The organism is Streptomyces sp. AC627_RSS907, assembly GCF_019049165.1.
On record NZ_JAGMUE010000051.1, the window covers coordinates 110,166 to 137,158 of the forward strand.

The window sequence follows — 26,993 nt, forward strand, 5'->3', positions numbered from 1 at the left end:
CTGCCCCGCGGTCGCCGGCGACGCGGTGCCGCCGGGCCCGGCGGTCTCGGCGGGCCGGGGTGCCCCGCCCTGAACGACGGGCCGCGCGGGTGCGGCCCCCGGAGCGGGCACGCCCGGGGCGGCGGGCTGGGCGGGAAGGGGCACGCCTTGGCCCGCGGTGCCCTGGGCGGGCACGGGGGCACCGTGGCCTACGGCGGGCTGTGCGGGGAGGGGTACGCCCTGGCCGGCGGTGTTGTGCGCGGGGGCGGGTGCGCCTTGGGCGGCGGTGTTGTGTGCGGGGTCGCCTTGGCCGGCGGGGGGCTGCGGGGGAAGGGGGACGCCCTGCCCCACGGTGCCGTGCGCCGGCACGGGGGCGCCCGGTGCCGGAGCGCCCGGCGTCGGGCCGTCACCTTGCACGGGCCCGGCCTGCCCCGGGGTTCCTGGCGTCGAGCCCCCTTGCGCGGGAGCGCCCTGCCCGGGAGCTCCCTGGACGGGAACGCCCGGCATCGGGCTGCCCGGTACGGGGCCGGTTTGTCCCGGAGTCCCAGGTGTCGAGCCCCCTTGCGCGGGAGCGCCCTGCCCGGGAGCTCCCTGGACGGGAACGCCCGGCATCGAACCACCCGGCACCGCCCCGCCTTGTCCCGGAGCCCCCGGCACCAGAACCCCCGGCACCGGAGCCCCCGGCACCGGAACCTCCTGCGCGGGAGCGCCCTGCCCCGCAACCCCCGGACCGGGCGCGGGGGCAGGCGCAGGGTCGGGCACCGCTTCGGTCGGCTGGGGCGCCCCGGCTCGGCGGCGGCGTCCCGTGGGTGCCTCCGCCGGGTGCGGCTGCGGCGGGGTGTGGTCGTCGGCCTGGTCGTGCGGCACGGCGTCGTGCCGGCCGTCGTCGAGCAGGGCATCCCCGGAAACGGCAGGCCCGGGTACCTGGGCCCGTGCCGTGGGAGCCGTGGGAGCCACGGCCCCGGTGGTCCCGGTGGCCCCGGTGGTCCCGTGGGTTTCCGCCGCCTCGTCGGACGGCCGGTCCGCGTCGGCGGGCGGCAGCGCGAACACCTGACGCGGAGCCGCTTCCTGCGCGGCGGCACGCTCGTTCGCGGAGGCCAGGGCGCGCCGCCGGCGCCCGGTCGGCCGGGACGCGTCGGCCGGGTCCGCCTCGCCGGCCTGCGTGGGCAGCGCCGGGGGCAGCGCGTGCTGTTCCCCGCCGTCCCGCCGGGCACGGCGCCCGGTCGGCGCGGGCACGCCCTGCGGCGGCACGGTCCCGCCCAGCCCGGTGTGGGAGGCCGCGGCACCGCCGGAGTTCTCGCCGGACATGACGACGGCGCCCTCGGAGACCCCGGCGCCCGCTCCCTGGGGTACGCCCGCGTCGGCGGCCTCCGCGTCGTCCTCGGGGCGCCCGCGCCGACGACCGGTGCCACCGGACCCCTCGCCCGGCGCCGCCTGCGCGGGAACCGGAAGCGGACCCGCCCCCCGCGCCTCTTCCGGGGCGCCCTGAGCCTGGAGCTGAGCCGCACGCCGCCTGCGCCGCCCGGTCGGCGCGACGCCCTCACCCTCGCCCTCGGGACCGGAGGCCCCGTCGGCGTCCGTCCCCGCCGCGCCGGCCGCGCCCGCGACCTCGCTCTCCAGGAACGCGTCGACGGACACCCGCCGGGCACGCCGCCGCCCGCCGCCGGGGGCCGGCTCCTGAACGGCGAGCGCGTCGCCCACGCCCGGGGCGGCGTCCGCGCCGCTGTCGGCCCCGGTGGCCGGGGGGAGGGCGGCAGCCGGGACCGGGGCCGGGGCCTGGGCCGCGACGGCCCCCGCCCCACCGCCGATCGGCACCTCCAGCACGTACGCGCTGCCGCTCATGCCCGGCACCTCGTGCGTCTGCAGCACGCCACCGTGCGCCCGGACGATCCCGCGCACGATCGGCTCGTGCACCGGGTCGCCTCCGGCGTACGGCCCGCGTACCTCGATGCGTACGACCGCGCCGCGCTGCGCCGCCGCCACCACGACGGTGTTGTCCAGGTATCCGCCCGTCGCCGACACGGGCGAGTTGCCGGTGGCGTCGACGCCCGCCACGTCCGCGACGAGATGCGCGAGCGCGGTGGCCAGCAGCCGGGGGTCCACCTCGGCCTCGATGGGCGGCGCGTGGACGGCGAACTGGATCCGCCCCGGACCGATCAGCTCGACGGCCCCGTCGACACCGGCGGCGACGACGGCGTCGAGCATCACCTTCGTACGGGCGACGCTCTCCGTGCCGTCGTCGAGGCGCTGGTAGCCGAGGACGTTGTCGATGAGCGTGGTGATGCGGGAGTAACCGGCCGACAGGTGGTGCAGCACCTGGTTGGCCTCGGGCCACAGCTGCCCGGCGTCGTCCGCGGCCAGTGCGGCCAGCTCCTGGCGCAGCTCCTCCAGGGGCCCGCGCAGGGAGTCGCCGAGGAGGGTGAGCAGCTGTTCGTGCCGGGCGGCGATCGCCTCGTACCGGTCCTTCTCCCGCTCACCGAGCGCGGCGTAGCGGTCGGCGTCCGCGGCGGTCTCCTCCGCGTGCTGCTCCCGCAGCTCCTCCAGCTCGGTCACGTGCTGCCGGCGCAACGCCGTGAGTTCGGAGGCGTGTTCCTCGGCGAGCCGCTCCAGCTCCTCGGCGTGCCGCTTCTCCGCGTCCTCCCGCTCCTTGGCGAGCGCGTCGAACGGCCGCCGGTCGGTGAAGGTCAGCACGGCGCCGACGAGCTGGTCGCCGTCGCGCACGGGCGCGGTCGTCAGGTCGACCGGCACCTGGTCGCCGCTCTTGGTGAACACCACCTGCCCGCGCACCCGGTGCTTGCGCCCGGAGCGCAGGGTGTCGGCGAGCGGGGACTCGTCGTACGGGAAGGGCGAGCCGTCGGCCCGCGAGTGCAGGACGAGGGTGTGCAGCTCACGGCCGCCGAGGTCGCTGGCCCGGTAGCCCAGGATCTGGGCGGCGGCCGGGTTGACGAGGACGATCCGCCCGTCGGTGTCGGTGCCGACGACGCCCTCGGAGGCGGCCCGCAGGATCATCTCGGTCTGCCGCTGCGAGCGGGCCAGTTCGGCCTCGGTGTCGACGGTGCCGGAGAGGTCGCGGACGACCAGCATCAGCAGCTCGTCGCCGGTGTAGCCGTAGCTGTCGTAGGCCTGCTGGCCGTTCTCCAGGTTGGCGCTGGTGACCTCGACCGGGAACTCGGTCCCGTCGGTGCGCCGGGCGACCATCCGTGTCGGCTTGGTGCGCGCCCGGGGGTCGACGTGGTCGGGCCGCCGCATGGACCCGGGGATGAGCCGCGAGTCGAACTGCGGCAGCAGGTCCAGCAGCCCGCGTCCGACCAGCGCGGTGCCCGGGGCCTCGAAGGCCTCCAGCGCGATGGTGTTCGCGTTGACGACGGTGCCGTTGGCGTTGACCAGGACCAACGCGTCGGGCAGGGCGTCCAGTATGGCTGCGAGGCGAGCAGCGCCTCGGGATGGCCTGCTGCTCACGAGACGCTTCCCTCCTGTTACCGCACTTGCCGAACGCCTGGACCATCTTGCCAACCGGCCCGCAGCAGTGTCACGCGGGGGAGTCTAAGGGTTGGGGCCCGGCCGGCGGGGTGGGATGGGGCGGAGGTCGTCCGACGAAGTGACGCAGAACGTGTGACCGGGTGCTCGTGCGCCGCCCGCGGGAGGCGCACGAGACGGGCTACGACCGCCCCGCCGACCCCAACGCGGGCAGCAGCGGCACCATGCGGTCCCAGCGGGAGATCGCACAGCCGTCGCGGCGGTCGTACGTGGTGTCGACGGGGCGTCCGGCCCAGGTGCCGGTGACCCGGGCGGTGGCGGGTCCGCCGTACTGCATGGTGCAGACGCCGCCCTTCGGGGCCGGCGCGAAGGGGTCCTGTCCCCACTGCGTGTCGCGTTCGACGGCGGCACAGGCGCCGGCCGGGTCGGGGTGGCTGCCGCCGTCGGGGTTGCAGTACAGCTCGTACGTCCCGTCCGCGTCCGCGCCGGCGTCCCGGACGGTGACGGTCAGGTGGTCACCGCCCGAGGCGGCCGCCGCGGGGTGCGCGGCGGGCAGGGGGACGAGGGCGGCGAGGGACAGGGCGGCGGCGCCGAGGAGGCGGGCGGCGGTGAGGCGGGTGACTTTCGACATGCCCTGACTAACGCGCCGGCCCGCCGGACGTTGCGCGACCGGCCGCGCCGCAACGTCTTTGCCCTGCGGCCCGCCCGCCTAGTACCGTAGGGGTCGATTGGTGACAGCGCGCTCGACTGTGTCATCATCGGCACGCGCCACTCGCGCTCGCACGCGAGGGGTGATGTTGTCTGGAGGCGTCGCCTAGTCCGGTCTATGGCGCCGCACTGCTAATGCGGTTTGGGTCTTAAAGCCCATCGAGGGTTCAAATCCCTCCGCCTCCGCACGATCACCGAAGCCCCGGCCCCACGGCCGGGGCTTCGGTGTTGTCGGGGCACGGACGCACGCGAGGGGCGCCCCCGAGCGGCCTGGGTGGCATTTCCGCAGGTCACAAGGGGTGTGGCCAATGGATTTCACATGACGGCGGCAGTCATGTAATGTTCTTCCTGTCGCCGCGAGCGGGCCGAAAGGACCGGGAGCGGCGGGAAAACTGAAGAACACAAGCACTCGTAGCTTAACGGATAGAGCATCTGACTACGGATCAGAAGGTTGCAGGTTCGAATCCTGCCGAGTGCACAGCAGACCAGAGGCCCTGTGGAGTGATCCACAGGGCCTCTGGCTTTGGCTTGACGGCAGTGTTTGCCGGTAACCGTCTCAGACGCGGGTGGGGAGCCGGCTCGGCTCGGGCGGATCTCTCGATTCACCCGATGCGGAGCTGAGCAGTCGTACTCATGCGCCAGCCTCGCAGAGGCGAGCATGGTGGCGAGTATGAACCTGCCCGCTGCCCCGCCGGCCTTCGATGCCACTACTGGCCACGGACAGCGGCGCCGTGCAGACCGTGGTGCCGATATCGGAGCCGGGTGTGGTCTTGTGTTCCTGGAGCTGATCATCCTTGTGGTGATCTTCGGACTCTGGTTCCTGTCCGGGTTCAACCTCGACCCAGCGAAGAGCGTCACGACCGACCCCTTGTGGAACTACCTTGCTGCCGTCGGCGGAGTCGGAGCCCTCGCCATCGTGGCAGCCGCGATAGCTGCATGGGCCAGGTCGGTCGTGACGGTAGTCACCCAAGCCGTCATGGCTGTCCTGATCTGCATCGTTGTCTTCGGTGGCGTTGAGGTTCAGTCCCACCAAGATCAGCGATGCCGCGATATACCGTCAGCGGTGGGCTGCACGGATCAAGGCTAGACGGCTACGCGGGCTTCAGCCGTGCCGCCGCCATCCCCCCGCCCTCGGCGCATCATGTTCGCCGCCGACCCCGCTGCGGGGCCTGCCGGACGGTGAGGACTCTGTTGTGAAGGCCTACGCCCGACCAGCGCAGGCCCAGCAGCTCACCGCGCCGGAGGCCGATGCGGCCCGCCGCAGCGCCGCTTGTGCTCCGGCCGCTCCTTGTCTTCGCACCGCTCCGCCGGCCCTGACGCTGGTCGCGTTGCTTCCTGGCTCCAACTGTCCGACTCGAGTCAGCTCAGGGCTTTGCCCACCTCGTAGATGGTTGGCCGGTCCTGTGGGGTATGGCTGAGCATCGCGTCGATCAGCTCGCCCAGCGGACCGGGAGCCTTCACAGGTCGGCGCTTGCCGTTCGCCACTGCCTCTCTCTGGACGGGGCGCGGAGCGTCGTCCGGATACTCCATGGCTCGCCACCCGGTGGCGGAGATGAGGAGAGACGCGCCGAGTCCGTAGATGTCGGCTTCCTGTGTGGGTTCGGCCTCTCCAGTCGCGAGCACGCTGCGGGCGATCTCCGGAGCCTCGTAGTGGACGAGGCAGCCGCGGAACGGGAAGTCGTACCCCTCGGGTACGTGCCCGCCCCGGGCAAGAGCGAGGTCGATGAGGTGCGTCCGCTCCGGCCCGATGATGAAGTGGGCGGGCTGTACGTCACCGTGTGCCCAGCCCTTGGCGTGAAGTTCGGCCAGCGCTTCGACACAGCCCAGTGCGACGCCGGTGTGCGGCTCGACGGGTGAGTCCTTCGCGCGGCAGGGCTCCCACAGTCGGTAGAGGTTCGGCCCCTCGTGCCACGGCTGGAGGTTCCACGTTCCGCGCTCCCACTCGCCGTACGCCAAGTCGTCCAAACCGAGGCGATGCAGCACGGCCCCCTCGCGTGCGGGTGCGAGCGCGGTCCAGGGCTGGGCGGGCCAGTCGGCCGTGGCCTCGATCGGATGGCCGAGCTTCACGGCGTAGTGACCCCGGTGGCTCTCCACGTCCCAGACCGTGGAGCCCCGGCGGTCCACCACCAGGCGCTGAGCCGTGGGCATGAGGGCGTCGAGCACCACGATCGGCAGTTCAGGGGATGCCCCGGACAACGCCTCTTCTCCTTCCGGTTCCGGCGAACGCGGCCGGCCACGACTCGTGGTCGGCCGCGTCGCTGCTGTCGTGTGCTACGCCTGACCGTACGGCTGGCCGCAGTCCGAGTCGCACTGCGCGAGGTTGGTGCCGTCCACGGTCCACAGGTCGTCGAAGACCATGAACCCGGCCGCCTTCATGGCGCGCGCGGAGGCGGCAACCTTCTCCGGGTCACGGGCCCCGCCGCCCGGCGCAGGGTTGTGGTGCAGGAAGCGGCCCGCGTACCGCTCGCACAGGGACGCGTACTCCTTCGTGTGCAGGATGAGCGCGTGCAGCCCGAGGTCCACGTCGTCCGACGGGACCATGGGAACGGTGGCGGTGGCAGCGGTGACCAAGAAGGCCACGGCCTGGTCCGCGATCCGCTGGGCACGCTCGGGCGACTGCCCGTTGTGGACGACCACGAAGTGGGCGAGGCTTTCGAACAACTCCTCACCAGCCACCGCGCGGCCGGTCCTCTGGTCGTTCGCCGTTGCCGTCATGCGAGTACTCCTTGTCTGTGGCGGTACGTGGCACTTGCCTCCCGCATCGGTCGCTGAGCCACGGCTCAAGGACGACCAGAAGGCGGGCTTGGAAGGCCGGCCCCGAACGGGGACGGGGAGCCGGGGAGCTGGCACCCGTTCGGGGCGGCCGGTCTACTGGCCGACGGCGAGAGCCATGCCGATCACCAGGCCGCACGACCCGCTGATCATGACGATGAACAGGACTCCCGCATACCGGCCGATGGCGCGCATCACAGCCCATCCCGAGTGTTGGCGTTCCGGATGGCCAGACGTGCGCTCAGTTCCTCCCGCGCACTCGGCGTCACGACGTGGTCCGGCATGGCATCCCATTCCGTGCCGCCGCGGATCGGCCGTATCCGCACACGGCCGCCGACGTCGCCCATGACGACACCGATACGTCCCCTGGCGGTGTCCTTCGCCAATTCACCGATGCCTGGTCTGGTCTGCTGGTTGCTCGCCATGCGGACGAGGATCCGGCCACTCATCAGGACGTCGGAACCTCCGACAAACCCCACTTCGGGACGTCCCGCGTCGGGTAGAACGTCCCTGGTGCCGTCCCCGGGTGTTAGGAGAGATTGAGATGCCGAACGAGAGGTTACGTGCTGCCATGGCGGCCGGCGGCTGGACGTATGCCGCCCTTGCGGACAAGGTCGAAGTCGATCCCAAGTCCGTTGAACGATGGGCCAACCTAGGGCGTACGCCGCGCCGTGCCACGGCCATGCTGGCAGCGGAAACACTAGGAGAAGACGTGCACGCTCTATGGCCCGCGCTCCGGCAGGCACGCCCCGCCCGCGCTGTCAGTCCGGAACTTGTGGCTCTCTACGACCAGCGGGCGGACATCCCCGTGTCCACCTTTGTGGACATGCTGACCCAAGCCCGCGAGCGCATCGACGTGTTGGTGTACGCGGCCGTCTTCCTGCACGAGGCGTACCCGCGGCTCAACGACTTGCTGCGAGAGCGAGCTTCCGACGGGTGTGTGGTCCGTATCGCGATCGGCGACCCGGACAGCACGAATGTGCAACAGCGCGGCAAGGAGGAGAGGTTCGGCCACGGGATCGAGTCCCGCTGTCGACTCGCCCTCATGCACTACCGCCCCCTGACTGGGGTACCTGGCATTGAGGTACGGACCCATGCCACCACGCTCTACAACTCGATCTACCGTGCGGATGACCAGGCAATGGTCAATGCCCATGTCTGGGGCGTGAACGCCTACGGCGCTCCCGTGTGGCATCTGCGGCGCAGTGGAGAGGGCGGCATGTTCGACACCTACGCGAGCAGCTTCGACGCGGTCTGGGAGACCGCGACGCCGGTAAGCGAAGGGTGATCATGGCACGGACCGAGTACTACGACGACCCGGCGGCACCTGAGCCGAACAGCTTGGTGGTCGCCGCGTCCGCCGTGGTTACCGACGACGAAGGGCGCGTGCTCCTCCAGCGCCGACGGGACAACGACCTTTGGGCGCTCCCTGGTGGCGGCATGGAGATGACTGACTCACTCCCGGGAACGGCCGTCCGCGAGGTGAAGGAGGAAACGGGCCTGGACGTAGAGATCACCGGGCTCGTGGGCACGTACACCGACCCTCGCCACGTCATCGCCTACTCGGACGGTGAGGTGCGCAGGCAGTTCAACGTCTGCTTCACCGCCCGCGTGGTCGGGGGCCGGCTCGCGATCTCGGACGAGTCCACGGAGCTGCGGTTCGTCCAGCCGGAAGAGATAACTCAACTGCCGATGCACCACACGCAGCGGCTCCGGATCCGTCACTTCCTGGAGCACCGTGATCGGCCCTACCTCGGCTGACCCCGTAGAACGCGGTGAACGGCAGCTCTGGTGGAGGCGACTCACAACTCACCCTCCAAGTCGTTGGGGCTGCGAAACATGGAATTCCGAGCAGCGTACGGACGCGATCCGGCGGCGCATGCTCCGGCACCGTGAGATCAACGTGCTCCGCGACCGTCCCGGGCAGCCGGTGGACGCCAGCCCTGCGGAGATCGCCAAGCGGGAGGTCCTGCGGCGGCACTACCGGCTCTGCTGGGTGATCCAGGTCAACGGCGGCGAGGTCGCGACCTTCGTCCGTCTCGACGCGGCCCGGAAGGACCCGCTGTGCGCGCCCGGACGGGACGTCTACAGCTGACCCGGTGCGCCGCCGGGTGCGGGGAATGCCGTGGGCGCATCCCCCGGGCGGTCGGCGGGCACGGTACCGGCATCATGATGGAAGCGTCAGAGACCGACGGGGCCTGCGGCTTTCCGGCGCCGGGGTGATCGCGGTCGGCCACTGTGTCTAGGGTGAGCGCATGTTGCGACGACGGATCTCCATATCCATCCGGGCGAGCCACGACGGAGGCGTCCGGTGAACAAGCCACTGAGGGCCGTGGCGATCTTCTGTGGGCTGCTCGTGCTCGGCCTGTTGATCCGCGCGAACTGGCTCCAGTACGTCCGGGCCCCGGAGCTCGCCTCCGACACGAAGAACCGGCGGGTGCAGATCGAGCAGTTCGCCACCCCGCGCGGAGACATCGTCGTCGGCGGCCGGGCCATCACCGGCTCCACCGAGGTGAAGGGCACCGACCTCAAGTACAAGCGCACCTACACCGACGGGCCGATGTACGCGCCGGTGACGGGGTACGCGTCGCAGGCCCAGGGCATGACGCTGCTGGAGAAGACCTACGACGGCATCCTGACCGGCAAGGACGACCGGCTGGCCTTCCAGCGCTTCGCCGACGTCGTCAGCGGTGAGGGCCGGCGCGCCGGCTCGGTGGTCACCACCATCGACCCGAAGGCGCAGAAGGCCGCCTGGGACGGGCTGACCGACCTGAAGGGCGCGCGGGGGGCCGTGGTCGCCCTGGACCCCCGGACGGGGAAGGTGCTGGCGATGGTCTCGGCGCCCTCCTACGACCCGTCGACGTTCGCGGGCAGCACCTTCAAGGAGTCCGACCGGTTCGTGGCGCTCGACAAGCAGAAGAACAAGCCGCTGGCCAACCGCGCGCTGCGCGAGACCTACCCGCCGGGCTCCACCTTCAAGATCCTCACCGCGGCCGCCGCTCTGGAGAACAGGGTCGTCACCGACATCGACGCCCGTACGGACGCCGTCTCTCCGTACCCGCTGCCGCAGTCCCGCAACAAGATCGGCAGTGAGGCCGGTGACGCGGTCTGCGGCCGGGCCTCGATGAAGGTCGCGATGCAGCACTCGTGCAACAACGTCTTCCTCGACGCCGCCTCCAAGCTCGGCCAGGAGAAGATGCGCGAGACGGCCGAGAAGTTCGGCTTCAACGAGGACGTCTACTCCGACGACTTCGGCGACCTGCTCGCCACCAAGAGCCTCTACCCCGAGGACCTCGACAAGCCGGGCACCGCGCTCACCGGCATGGGACAGGGCAGCCTCACCAGCACGCCGATGCAGATGGCCATGGTCACCGCGGCGCTGGCCAACGACGGCAAGCTGATGCAGCCCTACATCGTCGACGAGGTCAAGGGCCCGGACCTCGGCACCCTGGAGAAGGCCGAACCCAAGGTGATGAGCGAGGCGGTCTCCGCCGAGACCGCGCAGAAGGTCCAGGAGATGATGGAGTTCACCGCCAAGGAGGGCAGCGCCCGCCGCGCCCAGATCGGCGGCATCACGGTCGGCGGCAAGACCGGTACCGCGCAGCGCGGTGTCAACGTGGCCGACGAGGTGCCGTACGGCTGGTTCGTCTCCTACGGCAAGAAGGAAGACGGGTCCTCCGTCGCGGTGGCGGTCTTCATCGACCCGACCGACATGGACATCTCCCGTGAGGACATCTCCGGTGGCGGTCTCGGCGCGCCCATCGCCAAGAAGGTCATGGAGGCGGTCCTGAAGCAGTGACGCCGCCGCGGGTGGCGGTGCGTCACGCCCTCGTCGCGTCGTACGCCTCGCGGGCCCTCTCGACCGCCGCCGCCCGCCGCTCCGTCCACCGCGCGAGGTCCCGGACCTGCTCGGCCGCCTCCCGGCCGAGGTCGGTGAGGGAGTAGTCCACGCGCGGCGGGATCACGGGCTTGGCGTCCCGGTGGACCAGGCCGTCGCGCTCCAGGGTCTGCAGGGTCTGGGCCAGCATCTTCTCGCTGACCCGGCCGATCTCCCGGCGCAGCTCGCTGAAGCGGTACGAGCGGTCCAGCAGCGCGATCAGGGCCAGGGTGCCCCAGCGGCTGGTGACGTGCTCCATGACCAGGCGCTCGGGGCACATCGCTTCGCTTTCTGCCATGCCCATACCGTACGTCCGGGCGGGCACTGACCCACAGGTCAGTGCCCGCCCGGACACTGTCAGTGGTGCCCTCTAGGCTCGACAGGGATGGCACAGGCATGGAAGTGCTCGGGGCTGCGGTGGGCGGCGGACGGTCCCGTGCTGACGTGGGTCGGGGGGCGGCGCAGTGCGCTGACCCGGGGGAAGCGGGTGGCCTTCGGGGTCGCCGAGGGGGGTGCGCGGACGTGTGTGGGAGCGCGGGGGCACAGGTGTCCGGTGGGGGCGGTCGTGCCGGGGCGGAGTACGGGGGCGCGGTGCGAGGAGTGCGCGCGGCTGGACCGGGCGCACTCCGTGGCCGCCGACACGATCGCGGACGATCCGCGGCCGTACCGCGTCTACCTGGCCTGGTTCGGGCCGGGGCTCGTCAAGGTGGGGATCACCGCGGACGAACGGGGGAGCGCCCGGCTGCTGGAGCAGGGGGCCGTCTGCTTCAGCTGGCTGGGCCGCGGGCCGCTGATGGCCGCGCGGCGGACCGAGGAGCTGCTGCGGGCCGCCCTCGGCGTGCCCGACCGGATTCCGTACGCCCACAAGCGCGCGGTGCGGGCCGGGCTGCCGCGGTCGGAGGCGGAGCGGGCGGCCGAGATCGCGGAGCTGCACGCGCAGGCGGTGGGGCTCGGCGGCTGGCCGGAGTCGCTGACGCCGGAGCCGTTCCGCGGGGTGGACCACGCGCGCGTCTTCGGGCTCGGGCAGCCGGACGGTGGGCCGGCCGCCGTGGGCGAGGTGGTCGAGCTGGTGGCGGGCGGGGCGATCGGTGGTGAGCTGGTCGCGGTCGCCGGGCCGGACCTGCACCTGGCGACCGGGCGCGGGGTGGTCGTCCTCGACACGCGGTTGATGACGGGGTGGGAGCTGGTGTCCGCCGAGGGGGAGCCGTGTGCCGTGCCCGTGCGGGAGCTCAAAGGAGCGGCCGGAGTACAGGACGGGCTGTTCTGACCTCGCCTCGGTGTCCGGTGCCGCCTCCCCCGTGGCCGACCCGCGGGGAGGTTCCTGAGAGGCCCCTGTGGGTTTCTCAGACAAATCACAGCTCGGGGAAAGAGTGCTCTCAGAGCGCCCCGACATCGTGTCCGGTATGACCACGACGACCTCGCGCCAGGGGCGCACCGAACTGCTGAGGCCGGACGGGAGCCCCGTCCGGGTGCTTGTGGTGGACGACGAGCTGTCCATCACCGAGTTGCTGTCCATGGCCCTGCGCTACGAGGGCTGGCAGATCCGCAGCGCGGGGGACGGGCACGGTGCCGTGCAGGCCGCGCGGGAGTTCCGGCCCGACGCCGTCGTGCTGGACATGATGCTCCCCGACATGGACGGGCTGAGCGTGCTCGGGCGGCTGCGCCGCGACCTGCCCGACGTGCCGGTGCTGTTCCTGACCGCCAAGGACGCGGTCGAGGACCGGATCGCCGGGCTGACCGCCGGCGGGGACGACTACGTCACCAAGCCGTTCAGCCTGGAGGAGGTCGTCGCCCGGCTGCGCGGGCTGATCCGGCGCTCGGGCGCCGCCGACCGGCGCTCCGACTCCGTACTCGTCGTCGGTGACCTCACCCTCGACGAGGACAGCCACGAGGTCACCCGGGGCGGTGACGGCATCCACCTCACCGCCACGGAGTTCGAGCTGCTGCGCTTCTTGATGCGCAACCCGCGGCGCGTGCTGAGCAAGGCGCAGATCCTGGACCGCGTGTGGTCCTACGACTTCGGCGGCCAGGCGAACGTCGTCGAGCTGTACATCTCGTACCTGCGCCGGAAGATCGACGCCGGCCGCGAACCGATGATCCACACCCGGCGCGGTGCCGGCTACCTGATCAAGCCCGCGGCGGCGTGAGCCGGGGACGACGACGGCCGCGGACCCTGCGGACACGGCTCGTCGTCGCGTCGGTGGCACTGATCGCCGTCGTGTGCGCGGTGATCGGGACGGTGACGACGGTGGCGTTGCGGTCGCACCTGTACGAGCAGCTGGACGGGCAGTTGCACGAGGTCGCGATGCGGGTGTCCGGCTTCGGACCGCCGGGCGAGTTCAAGGCCGGCGGCGGGGGCCCGCAGCGGATGGACCTCGACGAGTTCGTCAGGCACGGGCCGCAGCCGCACGGCACGATCGTCGCCGAGGTACGGGACGGCGTCGTCGCCGACGCCAAGTACGGCAAGGAGGACGACGACAGCACCGACGTCAGCAGGACGACGGCGGTCTCCCTGAGCGAGGCGGGACGCGCCGCGCTGGCCTCCGTCCCCCAGGACGGTGACGCGCACAGCGTCGAGGTCCCCGGGCTCGGCGACTACCGAGTGGAGTACCGCGACGGCTACTACGCCGCCGTCCCGGCCTCCGGCGTCACCGGCACCATCAACACCCTGGTCCTCGTGGAAGCCAGCGTCACCGCCGCCGGTCTCGTCGCCGCCTGTCTCGCCGGGACCGTCATCGTCCAGGTCGCCACCCGCCCCCTGCGCAGGGTCGCCGCCACCGCCACGCGGGTCTCCGAACTCCCCCTGCACGCGGGCGAGGTGAACCTCAGCGAACGCGTCCCGGAGTCCGAGTGCGACCCGCACACCGAGGTCGGCCGGGTCGGTGCCGCGCTCAACCGGATGCTGCACCACGTGCACGGAGCGCTGCACGCACGGCAGGAGAGCGAGACGCGGGTCCGGCAGTTCGTCGCCGACGCCAGTCACGAGCTGCGCACACCGCTCGCCTCCATCCGCGGGTACGCCGAACTCACCCGCCGGGGTGGGGAACGGATCGGTCCCGACACCCGGCACGCCCTGGGCCGGATCGAGTCCGAGGCCGGTCGGATGACCCTGCTGGTCGAGGACCTGCTGCTGCTCGCCCGGCTGGACGCGGGGCGGCCGTTGCGGTTCGAGCAGACCGACCTCGTACCGCTCGTCGTGGACGCCCTCAGCGACGCCCGCGCGGCCGGCCTCGACCACACCTGGCGGCTCGACCTGCCCGACGAACCGGCGCCGGTGCCGGCGGACGCCGCCCGGCTCCAGCAGGTGCTGGTCAACCTGCTGGGCAACGCCCGCAACCACACCCCGCCCGGCACGACCGTCACCGCGCGCGTGCGGTTCAGCGGTGCGTGGCTGTGCGTGGACGTCGAGGACAACGGGCCGGGCATCCCCGCCCGGTTGCTGCCGCACGTCTTCGAACGGTTCGCGCGAGGCGACTCCGCGCGCTCCCGCGCGACCGGCTCGACGGGCCTCGGGCTCGCCATCGTGCACGCCGTGACGGCCGCGCACGGCGGTGGCGTGACGGTCGACAGCGTGCCGGGGCGGACGGTGTTCACCGTGCGCCTGCCCGCGCAACCCGCGCAACCCGCGCAACCCGTGCGGCCCGCGCAACCTGTGCAACCTGTGCAACCCGCGCGGCTCGCACAACCCGCTCCGGGGAACGCGCGCACGCACTCACAGGCCCGGCACAGCGTCACCACACGGGTGCGACAGGGGGCTTGAGAAGAGTCGTTCCATGCGAACCGACTCTTCTCCCGGCTCCCTGCCGGCGCGGGAGCACCTCCCGGCCGCAGGAGCCGGTACCCCTGTCCTGGACGTGGTGATCCCCGTCCACAACGAGGAGAAGGACCTGCGGCCGTGCGTCCTGCGCCTGCACGAGCACCTCACCCGGACGTTCCCGTACGGGTTCCGCATCACGGTCGCGGACAACGCGTCCACGGACGCCACCCCGCACGTGGCGGCGGGACTGACCGCGGAACTCGCGGAGGTCAGGTCCTTCCGGCTGGAGCAGAAGGGGCGGGGCCGGGCCCTCCGGACCGTCTGGTCCGCCTCCGACGCCCCGGTCCTCGCCTACATGGACGTGGACCTGTCCACCGACCTCAACGCGCTGCTGCCGCTCGTGGCCCCGCTGATATCCGGTCACTCGGACCTCGCGATCGGTTCCCGTCTCGCCCCCGGCTCACGGGTGGTGCGCGGTGCCAAGCGGGAGTTCATCTCCCGCTCCTACAACCTCATCCTGCGCGGTTCCCTCCAGGCCCGCTTCTCCGACGCCCAGTGCGGCTTCAAGGCGGTCCGCCGGGACGTGGCCCAGGTGCTGCTGCCGCTGGTGGAGGACACCGGCTGGTTCTTCGACACCGAGATGCTGGTGCTCGCCGAGCGCGCCGGGCTACGTATCCACGAGGTGCCGGTCGACTGGGTGGACGACCCGGACTCCACCGTGCACATCGTGACGACCGCGACCGACGACCTCAGGGGCGTGTGGCGGGTCGGCAAGGCCCTGGCCACCGGTTCGCTGCCGCTGGACCGGCTGGCCCGGCCCTTCGGTGACGATCCGCGCGACCGGGACCTGACGGACGTCCCGCAGGGGCTGGCCCGGCAGCTCGTCGGCTTCTGTGTCGTCGGCGTCCTGTCCACCCTCCTCTACCTGCTGCTCTACAGCGGCTTCCGCCTCTTCGCCGGTTCCCAGCCCGCCAACGCGCTCGCCCTGCTGGTCTCGGCGGTCGCCAACACCGCCGCCAACCGGCGGCTGACCTTCGGGGTGCGGGGCCGGGGCGGTGCCGTGCGGCACCAGGCGCAGGGGCTGGTCGTCTTCGGCATCGGCCTCGCCCTGACCAGCGGATCGCTGGCCGCCCTGAACGCGGCGGCGGCCGACCCGGACCACTCCACCGAGCTGGCGGTGCTGATCGCCGCCAACCTCGCCGCCACCGTGCTGCGCTTCCTGCTCCTGCGCGCCTGGGTGTTCCCGGACAGGCCGCCCACGGCGTACGCGCCGGAACCTCACCTGCCGGACCCGCACCGCGCCTGGAGCGACGCGACCGTACGGCTGCGGCCGGTGCCACCCGCCGGCACCGAGCCGGGGGACGGACGATGACGGCGCACCACGACCGGCCGGCGCACGCGGGGGACACCCGTCCCTCGGACGGCCGGACGTGGGGACCATCCCCGGACGGCCGGACGGGGGGCCCACCCCCGGCGGCGCCGCCCGCGTCCGGGCAGCCACGGCCGCGCGGACCGTGGCGGGGCCGCCGCGTGACCCGGCGAGGGCGGTGGCTCCGGCGCCGCCCTCGCCGGCCTATGCCGCGGCCCCGCTCCCCGGCCGCAGCGCCTCCGGGAGGCTGTCGTACACCGGCACGTCCCGCCGCAGGCCGGACAGTTCCAGGACGCGGCTCGGCACACCCGTCGGCGCGGCCACCACCCGCAGCCGGGCGCGGCCGGGCAGGCGGCGGCGCACCTCGTCGAGGAGGCGGACGCCCTGGGAGTCCATGAAGCGGGTCCCCGTCAGGTCCAGGACGAGGAGGCGCAGCCCGTCGGACCGTTGGTCCACCGCGGTCATGATCAGGGGCAGCAGCCCCGTGGCGTTGCAGAAGTCGATCTCTCGGGGCAGGGCGAGCACGACGCGGCCGGGTGGGTCGCACGGCTCGCACGCCTCGCTGGGATGGGGAAGGAAGGTCACGGCACTCACCTGGCAGACGTCCGTCCGGCTTCCGGCAAGGCCGCTTCCTGACCCGACCCCATTCCACCACGCGGGCGAGGGGTGCGGAAGGTCCCCCCGATCCGTCGGCCGGACGTCACCGGCGCGCAACCAAGCGGCTAAAGTGCTGTTCGTCCTGTGCTCGCAGTCAGGAATGTGCTGCGGAGCTCTCCTGCGCACGGCCGCCTGGCCGCGCATGCCGAAGAGGTTCGTGGTGACTGCGTCCGAATTCACTGATGTGCCGCGTTGTGCGGCGGGTTTCGAGCTTGCCGAGGCCCTGACGGCGGCAGCCCGGCAACTGCACGCCACGGGCACCCCGGACAACACCCTGAACACCGCCGTCGAGCTGGCGGTACGGCTGGTGCCCGGCGCGGAGCACGCGGACATCTCGGAGATCCAGCGGGGCAGCCGGCTGCGCACGCTCGCCTGGACCGACGAGGCCGTACGGTTCGCCGGCGAGCCCCGGCACGGCGGCCACCGCGGGCCGCACCCGGACTGGGAGAACCTGTGGACCACGCCCGTGGTGCGGATAGAGGACAGCGCGGCCGACGGCGGCGGCAACCCCCTGTCCGACCTCGGCCTCCGCTCGGCGCTGTCGCTGCGGCTGCGCGCCGACCGGCGCCGCCTGACCGTCCTGACGGCGTACGCACGCGAACCGCGCGCCTTCGACGAGGACGCGACCCGCATCGGCCGGCTGTTCACCGCGCACGTCAGCCTGGCCCTGGACTCGGCGACCGTGCGCGAGCAGCTCACCGAGGCCATGCGCACCCGGGACCTGATCGGCCAGGCCACCGGCATCCTCATGGAGCGACTGGACATCGACGCGGCCGGGGCCTTCGACTCCCTGGTGAAGGCCTCGCAGCGGGAGAACGTGAAACTGCGCGACCTCGCCCGCCGGGTCGTCGACTCGAACAGCGGTTCCCAGGGGCGAGGCGTGGGCGAGCGGTGACGGGACATCCGTAGGGACATGACCTCGCGGACCCAGGAGACCCGGACCCAGGACACACTCGACCAGGCCATGGCGCGCAGCCACGGGCTCGACACCCTGCTGCGCGACCTGACCGACCGCGCCGTCGCGCAGGTGCCCTGGGCCGTCGCCTGCTCGGTCACGGTGCGCCGGACCGGCCGCCTGCTGACCCTGGCGGGCAGCTCCGGCCTGCCCAGCGGCCTGGACCTGCGGCAGTACGAGAACGGCTCGGGCCCCTGTGTGGACGCCGCGGAGACGGGAAGCACGCAGTACGCCCCCGACCTCGCCACGGAGACCCGCTGGCCCGCGTACACGCGGTACGCGCTGGCCACCGGCGTGCGCCGGGTGCTGGCGCTCCCCCTGCCCGTCGAGGGCGGGGCGGGCGCCGCGCTCAATCTCTACGGGCTCGAACCCGGCGCGCCGGACGAGACGCACGAAGCGGCCCGCCGCTTCGCGGAGCGGGCCGCGGACGTCGTGAACGAGGCCCTGCGCGTCGAGCGGCAACAGGCCTCGGCGGCCGATGTGCGCACCGCCCTGCTCTCCCGCAGCGTCATCGACCAGGCGGTCGGCATCCTCATGGCCCGGGAGCGGATCGACGCCCGGCGCGCCCTGGAACGGCTGCGCCGGGCCTCCCAGCACACCAACGTCAAGCTCCGGGACCTGTGCGACGAGCTGGTGGCCCGGGCGTCGGGCGGTGCCTCACGCGGCCGGGAGTGAGTCCCCCTGGACCGCCTGGATGTCCAGCTCGACGCGGAGCGTGGTGCCGATGGCGGCGATGCCGGCCTGGAGGACCTGGTTGTAGTTCATGGCGAAGTCCTCGCGGCGCAGCTCGGTGGTCGCGCGGAACGCCGCCCGGGTGCCGCCCCAGGGGTCGGCGCCGGTGCCGAGGTAGGCCAGGTCCAGGTCGACGGGGCGGACGACGCCGTGCAGGCCCAGTTCGCCGTGGACGGTCCAGCGGTCGGAGCCGGCCTGGGTCACCCCGGTGGAGCGGTAGGTGATCTCCGGGTACCGCTCGACGTCCAGGAAGTCGGCGGAGCGCAGGTGGGTGTCGCGCATGCCGTTGCCGGTGTCGATGGACGCGGCCTTGATCACGGCCTCCACCCGGGACTTGGTGACGTCGTCCGGGGCGATCTCGACGGTGCCGGCGAAGTCCGTGAACCGGCCGTGCACGCTGGAGATGCCCAGGTGCTGGGCGACGGCGGCCACGCTGGAGTGCGCCGGGTCGACGGTCCACGGTCCGGGCGGCGGCAGCTCGGTGCCACCCTGCCGGGCCAGCGTCACGGTGCCCACCTCGGCGCGTCCGCTCGCGGTGACGATCGCGCTGGAGGCGGCGGGCGCGTAGCCGACGGCGGTGACGATGACGGTGTACGGCCCGGGTGCCAGCGGGGTCGTGTCCCGAACGGTGCCCTCGGTGTCCGTCTCGGCGCGCAGTACCTGTGTGCCGGTCATGTCGGTCACCGTGACGACCGCGTGCGACACGGCCCATCCGTCCCGCGTGCGAATCCTCGCGGTCAGTCCCATCCCGTTTTCTCCCTGCAAAGGCTCAGAAATTGGTCGTAGAGGTCGTTGGAGGTCGTTGAGAGGTCGTATGAGAAGTCGTGGGGGGAGCCGGCCGTAGGAGGGCCGGCCGCAAGAGAACCGGCCCGTGGCGGCGGGCGCGCCTCCACTCGGAGCGCGCACGCCGCCACGGGCCGGGTTCCGGCTACTCGCCGGGGTGGGCGAGCTCGATGTCGTGGCCGTCGGCACCCTGGCCGGTGACCGTCAGGGCCGTCGCCACCGGCGGGTAGCCGGTCGCGATGACGGTGTACTCACCGGCGTCCAGGTCGGTGAAGGCGTACGCGCCGTCCGCCCCGGTGGTGGCGGTGCCGACCACGTTGCCCGCCGCGTCGACCAGCGTGACGCGGGCGTCGGCCAGCGGACCGTGCGGTGCCCGCACGACGCCCTGGACCTGCGCCCCGGCCTGGAGGTCGACCTCCACGCGGGTGACGCCGGTGCCGCCGACCTCGACGGGCAGGGCACGCGGCCGGTGGCCGGCGGCGTTGACCGCGACGGTCACCGTGCCCGGCACCAGCTCGGCGAAGGAGAAGTCGCCCTGGTCACCGGTGGCCGCGGTGGCCAGCAGGTCACCGCGCACATCGGTCACGATCACCATCGCGTCCTTGACCGGCAGTCCGCTCTCGGCGGCCCGGACCAGGCCGGTCAGCCCGCTGGTGCCGCTGAGCAGGACGTCGTAGGCGACCGGCTCGTCGTTCACCACGATCGTGGAGGCCTGCGGCTGGAAGCCGTCGGCGGAGGCGATCAGGACGTACGACCCCGCGCCCGGCGCGTCGAGGGCGTAGGCGCCGTCGGCCTGGGCGACCGAGCGGCCCAGTTGCCGGCCCGCCAGCGAGATCAGCGTGACGGCGGCCTGCGGGACCGGCGCGGACTCGGCGCCGCGGACGAAGCCGCGGACCGGGATGCCACCGGAGACGGGCGCCCCCGGCTCACCGGAGCCGGGCACCGCGGCGAACGCGGCGAGCGGCTGCGGGGCGGTCTGCGCGCCGGAGTCGGTGACGGACGTGGCCGCGGGGACACCGGCCGGGACCGGCTCGGGGGCGGTCCGGGTGGCCTCGGCCGGGACCGGGGCCACCGGGGAGGCGGTCTCGGCGGTGGACTCCGCCGCCTGGGCCAGGGCGCCGGTGGTGCGCAGCGGCACCTCCTTGATGAACAGCGTCACCAGGAAGGCGAGCAGGGCGATCGGCGCGACGTACAGGAAGATGTCGGCGATGCCGTGCCCGTAGGCGCTCTCCAGCCACTCGCGGATGCCCGGGGGCAGCAGGTTCATCTTGGGGATGGAGCCGCCGCCGGTGGCCTTGGCGGCCGCCGCCTGCTCCTGCGGGCTGAGCGAGCCGATGGTGTCCGCGGCGTAGTGGCTGATCCGGGACGACATGACGGAACCGAGTGCCGAGACGCCCACGGCGCCACCGAGGGACCGGAAGAAGGTCACGACGGAGGAGGCCGCACCCAGGTCGCTCGGGGCCACCTGGTTCTGCGTGCACAGCACGAGGTTCTGCATCATCATGCCGACGCCGAGGCCCATCAGCGCCATGAAGATCGCGATGTGCCAGAACGGGGTGTCGTAGCGCATGGTGCCGAGCAGGCCCAGGCCCGCCGTCAGCAGCACGCCGCCGGCCAGCAGCCAGCCCTTCCACTTACCGGTCTTGGTGATGATCTGACCGGAGACCGTGGACGAGACGAACAGACCGCCGATCATCGGGATGGTCATGACGCCCGACATGGTCGGGGACTTGCCCCGGGCCAGCTGGAAGTACTGGCTGAAGTAGACGGTGCCCGCGAACATCGCGATACCGACGAACAGCGAGGCCAGCGAGGCCAGGGTGATGGTGCGGTTCCTGAACAGGCGCAGCGGGATGATCGGCTCGCTGGCCTTGGTCTCGACGAAGCAGAAGACCAGCGACAGGACGATCGCGCCGCCGACCATGACGGCCGTCTGCCAGGACAGCCAGTCGTACTTGTCGTCGGCGAAGGTGACCCAGATCAGCAGCAGGCTGACGGCCGCGGTGACGAAGAAGGCACCGGCCCAGTCGACCTTGACCTTGCGCTTGACCACCGGCAGGTGGAGCGTCTTCTGCAGCACGACCAGCGCGATCAGCGCGAAGGGCACACCGACGTAGAGGCACCAGCGCCAGCCGAGCCAGCTGGTGTCGGTGATGACGCCGCCGAGCAGCGGACCGCCGACGGTGGCGACGGCGAAGGTGGCGCCGAGGTAGCCGGAGTACCGGCCGCGCTCGCGCGGGGAGATCATCGCGGCCATGATGATCTGGGCCAGGGCGGACAGACCGCCGGCGCCCAGCCCCTGGATGACACGCGCGCTGATCAGCATCGCCGGGTTCTGCGCCAGGCCGGCCACGAGGGAGCCGAGGACGTAGACGCAGAGGGCTATCTGGACCAGGGCCTTCTTGCTGAAGAGGTCCGCGAGCTTGCCCCACAGGGGGGTGGAGGCGGTCATCGCCAGCAGCGAGGCGGTGACGACCCAGGTGTAGGCGCTCTGGCCGCCGCCGAGGTCACTGATGATCTCGGGCAGGGCGTTGGTGACGATGGTCGAGGACAGGATGGCGGCGAACATGCCGAGCAGCAGCCCGGACAGCGCCTCCATGATCTGCCGGTGCGACATCGGAGCGTCTCCGGAGGAGCCTCCCCCGTGCTTGGCATGAGCCCGCACACCGGCTGGTGTGGTCGTTGCCATGGACTTCCTTTACTTACGTGGTGATCGCGGGTGTACGGGGTGTACGAGTGGTCTGTTCGTCCCCGGTCGGTGCGGGGGGCCGGGCCGCGGGGACCCGGCAGTCGTCGAAGCTGGCCCGGAGGCGGGCCATGAGCCGGGAGAGCTGGCCGACCTCGTCGTCGGTCCAGTCACTCAGCCGGTGGGCGAGGAGCTGGGTGGTCCGCTCGGCGATCTCGTCGAGCTGGTCCTGGCCCAGCGGCGTCAGGCGCAGGATGCGCGAGCGCTTGTCCGCGGGGTCGGGCGAGCGCTCGATCCAGCCGCGCTCGGCGACGTGGGTGACATGGCGGCTGGTCACCGACATGTCCACGGCCAGCAGCTCCGCGAGCTTGCTGATGCGCATGTCCCCGTGGCGGCCCAGCAACGTCAGTACGGCGGCGGATCCGCCGGGACAGTCGGACGGCAGCAGCCGCCCCATCTCCCGTTTCACGGCACCGAAGGCGCTGAACTGACGGATCAGCTCCTCGTACTGCGCCCTCTCGGCCATGCGCACCTCCCGGTTTTCGTTGCTTAGGGCAACCATAAGATCGGTTGGTTGCTACAGGCAAATAAAGACGGCCCTCGCGGGATAAAAAGTTGGCAAAGGCAAGTATTGCAAAAGTAAACGCGCAGGTGGTGGGTGGTGAGCGGAGGCAAAGGGCCTCGGGAGCCCCGCACTTGGGCCGCACCCGGTGCATTCGCTAGTGTCTCGGCCCATGGCTAACAACCAGGGCCCTCAGGGCAATTACGACCCCGCAGGCAGCACCCAGATGTTCCGCGCGTTCGTCGACGAGGGCGCCCCCCAGTCCCGGCAGGCGGCCCCCGCCGCCTCCTCCGGGCCCCGCATCGGACTGATCGTCGGCATCGTGGCCGCCGTGGTGATCGTCGCGGCCGTCGCCTGGCTGGCGCTGAAGTAGGACCGGCGCCCGCCCGGAGCGAGCGGCCGGCACCGGCACGGACCCGTACGACGGCGACCGCCGCGGTACCCCCGAAGGGGCCGCGGCGGTCGCCGGGCTGTCGTGGGGCGGGGCTCAGTCGGAGATGAGGCCCTCGCGCAGCTGCGACAGGGTGCGCGTCAGCAGCCGGGAGACGTGCATCTGCGAGATGCCGACCTCCTCGCCGATCTGCGACTGGGTCATGTTGGCGAAGAAGCGCAGCATGATGATCCGCCGCTCCCGGGGCGGCAGCTTCGCCAGCAGCGGCTTGAGGGACTCGCGGTACTCCACGCCCTCCAGGGCCGTGTCCTCGTAGCCCAGGCGGTCCGCCAGCGAACCCTCGCCGCCGTCGTCCTCCGGGGCCGGGGAGTCCAGCGAGGAGGCGGTGTAGGCGTTGCCGACCGCGAGGCCGTCGACGACGTCCTCCTCGGACACGCCCAGCACGGCGGCCAGCTCGCCGACCGTCGGGGAGCGGTCCAGCTTCTGGGAGAGCTCGTCGCTGGCCTTCGTCAGGGCCAGGCGCAGCTCCTGGAGCCGGCGCGGGACGCGCACCGACCACGAGGTGTCCCGGAAGAACCGCTTGATCTCGCCGACCACGGTCGGCATGGCGAACGTCGGGAACTCCACGCCCCGTTCGCAGTCGAAGCGGTCGATCGCCTTGATCAGGCCGATCGTGCCGACCTGGACGATGTCCTCCATCGGCTCGTTGCGCGAGCGGAAGCGGGCGGCGGCGTAGCGCACCAGCGGGAGGTTGAGCTCGATCAGGGTGTCCCGGACGTAGGCACGCTCCGGGCTGTCCTCGTCGAGGGCGGCGAGCCGCAGGAACAGGGAGCGGGACAGGGTGCGGGTGTCGATGGCCTCCGTTGACGGAAGGGCCTGGGCCGGCACGGCGTCGAGGTTCGGAACGGCGTCGAGCGCCGGTACGGCTTCGACGGCCGGGACGTCGTCGATGGGGCCGAGTGCCTCGAGCGTGTCGGGCGCGGTCTCGCTCTCCGCGAGCGCGAGCACCTTCGAGCTGCCCTGGTCTGCGGACATGCCACCCCCTTTGGGTCGCGGGACGGTCGCGGCGCGCACCCACGGCGGGAACGCAGCCTTCACCTGAATACCGGAGCCGGGGCTCCGGCAAACGCGCTTCCGGCAGAATGTCACATGTCGGCAACGCGCTGTAGTGACATGTCGACATCCGAGACGCGAATACCCCCTGGAAACAGGGGGTCTGATGCCCTTTCAGGCCCATTCCACCCGCAACGGCCCTGGTGAGCGATTCGCTCTCCCCGGTGACGTCTCGATCGTGCTTTCGGGTCGGCGTCGAGTCGGCTTCGAGACTACGCGTCGATCCGGTTGGCGGACCTCAGGCGTTGGAAACTACGCGCCAGTAGCCGTGAGACGTGCATCTGGGAGACGCCGAGTTCCGCGCTGATCTGTGACTGGGTGAGATTGCTGTAGTAGCGCAGCAGCAGAATGCGCTGTTCCCGTTCCGGGAGCTGGACGAGCAGGTGCCGGACCAGGTCGCGGTGCTCGACCCCGTCGAGGGCGGGGTCCTCGTAGCCGAGCCGGTCGAGCAGCCCGGGCAGTCCGTCGCCCTCCTGGGCGGCTTCCAGCGAGGTGGCGTGGTACGACCGTCCCGCCTCGATGCAGGACAGCACCTCCTCCTCGGTGATGCGCAGCCGTTCGGCGATCTCGGCGGTCGTCGGGGAGCGCCCGAAGGCGGTCGTCAGGTCCTCGGTCGCGCTGTTGACCTGCACCCACAGCTCGTGCAGCCGCCGCGGGACGTGCACCGTGCGGACGTTGTCACGGAAGTACCGTTTGATCTCGCCGACCACGGTCGGCATCGCGAACGTCGGGAACTGCACGCCCCGTTCCGGGTCGAAGCGGTCGATGGCGTTGATGAGGCCGATCGTGCCGACCTGGACGACGTCCTCCATCGGCTCGTTGCGGGAGCGGAAGCGGGCGGCGGCGTAGCGCACCAGCGGCAGGTTGGCCTCGATGAGCGTCGCGCGGACGCGGTCGTGCTCCGGCGTGCCCGGTGTCAGTTCCTTCAGCTGGCCGAAGAGCACCTGGGTCAGGGCCCGGGTGTCGGCGCCCCGGCTGCGCTGCGGCGCGGGTTCCGGCGCGGGGTGCGGCGAGGGCGGCTCCTGGGCCTGGGCCTGGGCGGGCGGTGCGGGCGGTGCTTGAGGCGCAGTACTGGCCGGCACGGTCAACTCCACCTCGTGATCCGTCACTCTTCCGTTGACTCATCCGTCAAAAGCGGTCATAGCATCACAAGACATGTGCACTGTGTGCAAGCACCGCAAAACGTCGTGTTGAGTGAACGCGAACCGGCCCCGCACCGCGTGGGTACGGGGCCGGAGGCCGCGGCCGTACTAGAACTCGTAGTCGGCGATCACCCAGGTGGCGAACTCGCGCCAGAGGGCGACGCCCGCCTGGTGGGCCGGGTGGTCGAGGTAGCGCTTGAGGGCGTCGGCGTCGTCCACGGCCGAGTTGATGGCGAAGTCGTAGGCGATGGGCCGGTCGCTGATGTTCCAGGCGCACTCCCAGAAGCGCAGCTCGTCGATGCGGTCGCCGAGCGCCCGGAAGGCCTCGACGCCCTCCACCACGCGCGGGTCGTCGCGCTCCACGCCCTCGTCGAGCCGGAACAGCACCAGGTGGCGGATCATCACTTTCCTCCGTTGGCGGCCCAGGTCATGAAGTCGCCGACGGCTCCCGCCGCGTCGGATATGCCCTGGAAGCCTATCTGCACGTAGTCGGCGGCCTTCGCCGGATCCGTGATGATCACATACAGCACGAAGACCACGAGCACGTAGACGGCGATCTTCTTCGAGTTCACCGCCACCGCGGCCTCCCCTGTCACGTCGAGCACGCCTTCGGTCGCTCATGATCGCACGAAGGGCCCCGTCTTTCGACGGGGCCCTTCAAGAGCGGTAGCGGAGGGATTTGAACCCTCGGTGACTTGCGCCACACTCGCTTTCGAGGCGAGCTCCTTCGGCCGCTCGGACACGCTACCGAGAGAGACCTTACAGCACAGTGCGGCGTGGTTCGAAATCCATGACGGGCGCCGGGGCGACGGCCGTCAGCGGTCGCGGAAGAAGTCCGTGAGCAACCGGGAGCAGTCCGCGGCGAGCACGCCCTCGATCACCTCGGGACGGTGGTTGAGCCGCCGGTCGCGCACCACGTCCCACAGGGAGCCGGCCGCGCCCGCCTTGTCGTCCCGGGCGCCGTAGACCACGCGGTCCACGCGGGACTGCACGAGGGCGCCCGCGCACATCGTGCACGGCTCCAGGGTGACGACGAGCGTGCAGCCGGCCAGCCGCCACTCGCCCCCCCGTCTTCCGCCACCGCCCTTGCCGGAGGCGCTTCGTGCCGCTGAATCCCTCAGGGCCGCGGCGGCCCGCCGGATCGCGAGGACCTCGGCGTGCGCCGTGGGGTCCCCGGTGGCCTCGCGCTCGTTGTGCCCGGCCGCCAGCACGGTCCGGCCGTCGGGTGCCAGCACCACGGCGCCGACGGGGACGTCCCCGGCCCGCCCGGCCCGCCCGGCCTCGGCCAGGGCGAGCCGCATCGCGGCCCGCCACCGGTCGCGCACCGGGTCGGGCGGTACGGAGCGGTCCGCGGGGTCCTCGTCCCGGCCCTGCTCGGTCGGCGCGGTCAGCGGACGGTCTCCAGGACGTCGGAGGCGCCCAGCGCCTCCGCGATCTCACCGACCGCGTCCCCGGACATCGAGCGCAGCTCCTTCTCGCTCAGGCCGAGGTCGTCGAGGATCTCCGGGTCGCCGACCGGGCCGCGCGGCACGGAGGACTCCCCGGAGGCCGGGGCCGCGTCGTCGCCGTCGGCGTCGTCGGCACCGTCGTCGGCGGACTCGCCGTCCTCCGTGCCGTCGAGGTCGAGGGCGTCGAGGTCGTCGCCCTCGTCACCGGGTTCCCGGCCGAGCAGTTCGTCGGTGAGCAGGATCTCGCCGTAGCTGCTGCGGGCGGCCGCGGCAGCGTCCGAGACGTAGATGCGGGGGTCGTCCTCGCCGTCCACCCGGACGACTCCGAACCACGCGTCCTCCTGCTCGATCAGTACGAGCACCGTGTCCTCGTCGGGCGAGGCTTCCCGGGCCAGGTCGGCCAGATCCGACAGGGTCTCCACATCGTCGAGCTCCGTGTCGCTCGCTTCCCACCCGTCTTCGGTGCGCGCGAGCAGTGCGGCGAAGTACACCGTGACTCTCCCACTGGTCGTAGGCGTGCCGGTTGGGGATCCCCCCGGCGGAGGTTTCGGGCGGGGGAGCGGTGCTCCGAGCCCCACCCACTCG

28 protein-coding genes and 3 tRNA genes are annotated in these 26,993 nt (G+C 72.1%); 14 read left to right on the plus strand and 17 right to left on the minus strand.

Translation table 11 applies throughout. The features are described 5' to 3' along the window. The coding region (locus tag KUM32_RS14280; protein WP_308408653.1) for a PAS domain-containing protein at positions 1-3,438 on the minus strand (3,438 nt) is incomplete at its 3' end. 199 nt (positions 3,439-3,637) lie between these two features. Next, complete coding sequence (locus KUM32_RS14285) at positions 3,638-4,087, minus strand: SSI family serine proteinase inhibitor (RefSeq protein WP_217142235.1); 450 nt, start codon at positions 4,085-4,087, stop codon at positions 3,638-3,640. 172 nt (positions 4,088-4,259) lie between these two features. Here KUM32_RS14285 and KUM32_RS14290 point away from each other — a divergent pair. From KUM32_RS14290 to KUM32_RS14300, 3 genes are all read left to right on the plus strand, one after another. After that, positions 4,260-4,350 (plus strand) — tRNA-Ser (locus KUM32_RS14290). Between the two features lie 219 nt (positions 4,351-4,569). Beyond that, positions 4,570-4,642, plus strand: a tRNA-Arg gene (locus KUM32_RS14295). 192 nt (positions 4,643-4,834) lie between these two features. Continuing rightward, a complete protein-coding gene (locus KUM32_RS14300; protein WP_217142236.1) occupies positions 4,835-5,251 on the plus strand; it encodes a DUF6234 family protein in 417 nt (138 codons plus the stop codon). A gap of 272 nt (positions 5,252-5,523) precedes the next feature. On the opposite strand, the gene KUM32_RS14305 is transcribed toward KUM32_RS14300, so the two are convergent. The 3 genes from KUM32_RS14305 to KUM32_RS14315 form a co-directional block, all read right to left on the minus strand. Beyond that, positions 5,524-6,360 (minus strand): protein kinase, encoded by an 837-nt coding sequence (locus KUM32_RS14305; RefSeq protein ID WP_217142237.1) that lies wholly within the window; start codon positions 6,358-6,360, stop codon positions 5,524-5,526. 75 nt (positions 6,361-6,435) lie between these two features. Beyond that, on the minus strand, positions 6,436-6,879 hold the full coding sequence (locus KUM32_RS14310) for a hypothetical protein (RefSeq protein ID WP_217142238.1): 444 nt from the start codon (positions 6,877-6,879) through the stop codon (positions 6,436-6,438). A 251-nt stretch (positions 6,880-7,130) separates the two neighbouring features. Beyond that, on the minus strand, positions 7,131-7,361 hold the full coding sequence (locus KUM32_RS14315) for a hypothetical protein (protein WP_217142239.1): 231 nt from the start codon (positions 7,359-7,361) through the stop codon (positions 7,131-7,133). A gap of 119 nt (positions 7,362-7,480) precedes the next feature. Here KUM32_RS14315 and KUM32_RS14320 point away from each other — a divergent pair, with 119 nt between their 5' ends. The 4 genes from KUM32_RS14320 (at position 7,481) to KUM32_RS14335 (ending at position 10,735) form a co-directional block, all read left to right on the plus strand. Next, positions 7,481-8,224 (plus strand): helix-turn-helix domain-containing protein, encoded by a 744-nt coding sequence (locus KUM32_RS14320; RefSeq protein ID WP_217142240.1) that lies wholly within the window; start codon positions 7,481-7,483, stop codon positions 8,222-8,224. Positions 8,225-8,226: 2 nt separating this feature from the next. After that, the gene (locus KUM32_RS14325; RefSeq protein WP_217142241.1) at positions 8,227-8,697 is read left to right on the plus strand and encodes an NUDIX domain-containing protein; all 471 of its coding nucleotides are present in this window, start codon (positions 8,227-8,229) and stop codon (positions 8,695-8,697) included. A gap of 118 nt (positions 8,698-8,815) precedes the next feature. After that, a complete protein-coding gene (locus tag KUM32_RS14330; RefSeq protein ID WP_217142242.1) occupies positions 8,816-9,031 on the plus strand; it encodes a hypothetical protein in 216 nt (71 codons plus the stop codon). 216 nt (positions 9,032-9,247) lie between these two features. Beyond that, on the plus strand, positions 9,248-10,735 hold the full coding sequence (locus tag KUM32_RS14335) for a penicillin-binding protein 2 (RefSeq protein ID WP_217142243.1): 1,488 nt from the start codon (positions 9,248-9,250) through the stop codon (positions 10,733-10,735). A 22-nt stretch (positions 10,736-10,757) separates the two neighbouring features. Here KUM32_RS14335 and KUM32_RS14340 read toward each other — a convergent pair whose 3' ends face one another. Beyond that, a complete protein-coding gene (locus KUM32_RS14340) occupies positions 10,758-11,117 on the minus strand; it encodes a helix-turn-helix domain-containing protein (RefSeq protein WP_217142244.1) in 360 nt (119 codons plus the stop codon). 81 nt (positions 11,118-11,198) lie between these two features. Here KUM32_RS14340 and KUM32_RS14345 point away from each other — a divergent pair, with 81 nt between their 5' ends. The 4 genes from KUM32_RS14345 (at position 11,199) to KUM32_RS14360 (ending at position 15,942) form a co-directional block, all read left to right on the plus strand. After that, positions 11,199-12,080, plus strand: coding sequence for a DUF2797 domain-containing protein (locus tag KUM32_RS14345; protein WP_217142245.1), 882 nt, complete (start codon positions 11,199-11,201; stop codon positions 12,078-12,080). Between the two features lie 136 nt (positions 12,081-12,216). Then, entirely contained in the window at positions 12,217-12,960 is a 744-nt protein-coding gene (locus KUM32_RS14350) for a response regulator transcription factor (protein ID WP_254405526.1), read from the plus strand. After that, complete coding sequence (locus KUM32_RS14355) at positions 12,957-14,573, plus strand: cell wall metabolism sensor histidine kinase WalK (RefSeq protein WP_217142246.1); 1,617 nt, start codon at positions 12,957-12,959, stop codon at positions 14,571-14,573. Before KUM32_RS14350 ends, KUM32_RS14355 begins: the two co-directional genes overlap by 4 nt. A gap of 13 nt (positions 14,574-14,586) precedes the next feature. Beyond that, positions 14,587-15,942, plus strand: coding sequence for a bifunctional glycosyltransferase family 2/GtrA family protein (locus KUM32_RS14360; RefSeq protein ID WP_217142247.1), 1,356 nt, complete (start codon positions 14,587-14,589; stop codon positions 15,940-15,942). 201 nt (positions 15,943-16,143) lie between these two features. On the opposite strand, the gene KUM32_RS14365 is transcribed toward KUM32_RS14360, so the two are convergent. Beyond that, positions 16,144-16,524: an STAS domain-containing protein gene (locus KUM32_RS14365; protein ID WP_217142248.1), complete on the minus strand. Its 381-nt coding sequence runs from the start codon at positions 16,522-16,524 to the stop codon at positions 16,144-16,146. A gap of 214 nt (positions 16,525-16,738) precedes the next feature. On the opposite strand from KUM32_RS14365, the gene KUM32_RS14370 reads away from it, so the two are divergent. Then, the gene (locus KUM32_RS14370) at positions 16,739-17,491 is read left to right on the plus strand and encodes an ANTAR domain-containing protein (RefSeq protein ID WP_217142249.1); all 753 of its coding nucleotides are present in this window, start codon (positions 16,739-16,741) and stop codon (positions 17,489-17,491) included. Positions 17,492-17,509: 18 nt separating this feature from the next. Beyond that, positions 17,510-18,226, plus strand: coding sequence for a GAF and ANTAR domain-containing protein (locus KUM32_RS14375; protein ID WP_217142250.1), 717 nt, complete (start codon positions 17,510-17,512; stop codon positions 18,224-18,226). On the opposite strand, the gene KUM32_RS14380 is transcribed toward KUM32_RS14375, so the two are convergent. From KUM32_RS14380 to KUM32_RS14390, 3 genes are all read right to left on the minus strand, one after another. After that, entirely contained in the window at positions 18,209-19,030 is an 822-nt protein-coding gene (locus tag KUM32_RS14380) for a YceI family protein (RefSeq protein WP_217142251.1), read from the minus strand. The two genes, KUM32_RS14375 and KUM32_RS14380, sit on opposite strands and share 18 nt — an antisense overlap. Before the next feature lie 181 nt (positions 19,031-19,211). After that, on the minus strand, positions 19,212-21,755 hold the full coding sequence (locus KUM32_RS14385) for an MFS transporter (protein ID WP_217142252.1): 2,544 nt from the start codon (positions 21,753-21,755) through the stop codon (positions 19,212-19,214). Between the two features lie 13 nt (positions 21,756-21,768). After that, positions 21,769-22,278 carry a MarR family winged helix-turn-helix transcriptional regulator gene (locus KUM32_RS14390; protein WP_217142253.1) on the minus strand — a complete coding sequence of 170 codons (510 nt, stop codon included), beginning with the start codon at positions 22,276-22,278 and terminating at the stop codon, positions 21,769-21,771. A gap of 208 nt (positions 22,279-22,486) precedes the next feature. Between KUM32_RS14390 and KUM32_RS14395 the strand changes: the two genes are divergently transcribed. Continuing rightward, positions 22,487-22,687, plus strand: coding sequence for a hypothetical protein (locus KUM32_RS14395; protein ID WP_217142254.1), 201 nt, complete (start codon positions 22,487-22,489; stop codon positions 22,685-22,687). 114 nt (positions 22,688-22,801) lie between these two features. Here KUM32_RS14395 and KUM32_RS14400 read toward each other — a convergent pair whose 3' ends face one another. From KUM32_RS14400 to KUM32_RS14430, 7 genes are all read right to left on the minus strand, one after another. Next, positions 22,802-23,740 carry an RNA polymerase sigma factor SigF gene (locus tag KUM32_RS14400; RefSeq protein ID WP_217142255.1) on the minus strand — a complete coding sequence of 313 codons (939 nt, stop codon included), beginning with the start codon at positions 23,738-23,740 and terminating at the stop codon, positions 22,802-22,804. 290 nt (positions 23,741-24,030) lie between these two features. After that, entirely contained in the window at positions 24,031-24,900 is an 870-nt protein-coding gene (locus KUM32_RS14405; RefSeq protein ID WP_217142256.1) for an RNA polymerase sigma factor SigF, read from the minus strand. 168 nt (positions 24,901-25,068) lie between these two features. Further along, positions 25,069-25,362 carry a Dabb family protein gene (locus tag KUM32_RS14410; RefSeq protein WP_217142257.1) on the minus strand — a complete coding sequence of 98 codons (294 nt, stop codon included), beginning with the start codon at positions 25,360-25,362 and terminating at the stop codon, positions 25,069-25,071. Further along, positions 25,362-25,565 carry a hypothetical protein gene (locus KUM32_RS14415; protein WP_217142279.1) on the minus strand — a complete coding sequence of 68 codons (204 nt, stop codon included), beginning with the start codon at positions 25,563-25,565 and terminating at the stop codon, positions 25,362-25,364. The genes KUM32_RS14410 and KUM32_RS14415 overlap by 1 nt, the downstream gene beginning before the upstream one ends. 59 nt (positions 25,566-25,624) lie before the next feature. Beyond that, positions 25,625-25,709 (minus strand) — tRNA-Ser (locus tag KUM32_RS14420). A 66-nt stretch (positions 25,710-25,775) separates the two neighbouring features. Continuing rightward, complete coding sequence (locus KUM32_RS14425) at positions 25,776-26,261, minus strand: nucleoside deaminase (protein ID WP_254405548.1); 486 nt, start codon at positions 26,259-26,261, stop codon at positions 25,776-25,778. A gap of 86 nt (positions 26,262-26,347) precedes the next feature. Beyond that, positions 26,348-26,899, minus strand: coding sequence for a hypothetical protein (locus KUM32_RS14430; RefSeq protein ID WP_217142259.1), 552 nt, complete (start codon positions 26,897-26,899; stop codon positions 26,348-26,350). Positions 26,900-26,993 lie beyond the last annotated feature (94 nt).

What these genes read in the sequence shown, in the direction of transcription:
- KUM32_RS14285 (WP_217142235.1), bottom strand. Translation starts at nt 4,087, where the DNA reads ATGTCGAAAGTCACCCGCCTCACCGCCGCCCGCCTCCTCGGCGCCGCC.
- KUM32_RS14300 (WP_217142236.1), top strand. Translation starts at nt 4,835, where the DNA reads ATGAACCTGCCCGCTGCCCCGCCGGCCTTCGATGCCACTACTGGCCAC.
- KUM32_RS14310 (WP_217142238.1), bottom strand. Translation starts at nt 6,879, where the DNA reads ATGACGGCAACGGCGAACGACCAGAGGACCGGCCGCGCGGTGGCTGGT.
- KUM32_RS14315 (WP_217142239.1), bottom strand. Translation starts at nt 7,361, where the DNA reads ATGGCGAGCAACCAGCAGACCAGACCAGGCATCGGTGAATTGGCGAAG.
- KUM32_RS14320 (WP_217142240.1), top strand. Translation starts at nt 7,481, where the DNA reads ATGCCGAACGAGAGGTTACGTGCTGCCATGGCGGCCGGCGGCTGGACG.
- KUM32_RS14325 (WP_217142241.1), top strand. Translation starts at nt 8,227, where the DNA reads ATGGCACGGACCGAGTACTACGACGACCCGGCGGCACCTGAGCCGAAC.
- KUM32_RS14330 (WP_217142242.1), top strand. Translation starts at nt 8,816, where the DNA reads ATGCTCCGGCACCGTGAGATCAACGTGCTCCGCGACCGTCCCGGGCAG.
- KUM32_RS14340 (WP_217142244.1), bottom strand. Translation starts at nt 11,117, where the DNA reads ATGGGCATGGCAGAAAGCGAAGCGATGTGCCCCGAGCGCCTGGTCATG.
- KUM32_RS14345 (WP_217142245.1), top strand. Translation starts at nt 11,199, where the DNA reads ATGGCACAGGCATGGAAGTGCTCGGGGCTGCGGTGGGCGGCGGACGGT.
- KUM32_RS14350 (WP_254405526.1), top strand. Translation starts at nt 12,217, where the DNA reads ATGACCACGACGACCTCGCGCCAGGGGCGCACCGAACTGCTGAGGCCG.
- KUM32_RS14360 (WP_217142247.1), top strand. Translation starts at nt 14,587, where the DNA reads ATGCGAACCGACTCTTCTCCCGGCTCCCTGCCGGCGCGGGAGCACCTC.
- KUM32_RS14370 (WP_217142249.1), top strand. Translation starts at nt 16,739, where the DNA reads ATGCCGAAGAGGTTCGTGGTGACTGCGTCCGAATTCACTGATGTGCCG.
- KUM32_RS14375 (WP_217142250.1), top strand. Translation starts at nt 17,510, where the DNA reads ATGACCTCGCGGACCCAGGAGACCCGGACCCAGGACACACTCGACCAG.
- KUM32_RS14380 (WP_217142251.1), bottom strand. Translation starts at nt 19,030, where the DNA reads ATGGGACTGACCGCGAGGATTCGCACGCGGGACGGATGGGCCGTGTCG.
- KUM32_RS14385 (WP_217142252.1), bottom strand. Translation starts at nt 21,755, where the DNA reads ATGGCAACGACCACACCAGCCGGTGTGCGGGCTCATGCCAAGCACGGG.
- KUM32_RS14390 (WP_217142253.1), bottom strand. Translation starts at nt 22,278, where the DNA reads ATGGCCGAGAGGGCGCAGTACGAGGAGCTGATCCGTCAGTTCAGCGCC.
- KUM32_RS14395 (WP_217142254.1), top strand. Translation starts at nt 22,487, where the DNA reads ATGGCTAACAACCAGGGCCCTCAGGGCAATTACGACCCCGCAGGCAGC.
- KUM32_RS14400 (WP_217142255.1), bottom strand. Translation starts at nt 23,740, where the DNA reads ATGTCCGCAGACCAGGGCAGCTCGAAGGTGCTCGCGCTCGCGGAGAGC.
- KUM32_RS14410 (WP_217142257.1), bottom strand. Translation starts at nt 25,362, where the DNA reads ATGATCCGCCACCTGGTGCTGTTCCGGCTCGACGAGGGCGTGGAGCGC.
- KUM32_RS14425 (WP_254405548.1), bottom strand. Translation starts at nt 26,261, where the DNA reads ATGCGGCTCGCCCTGGCCGAGGCCGGGCGGGCCGGGCGGGCCGGGGAC.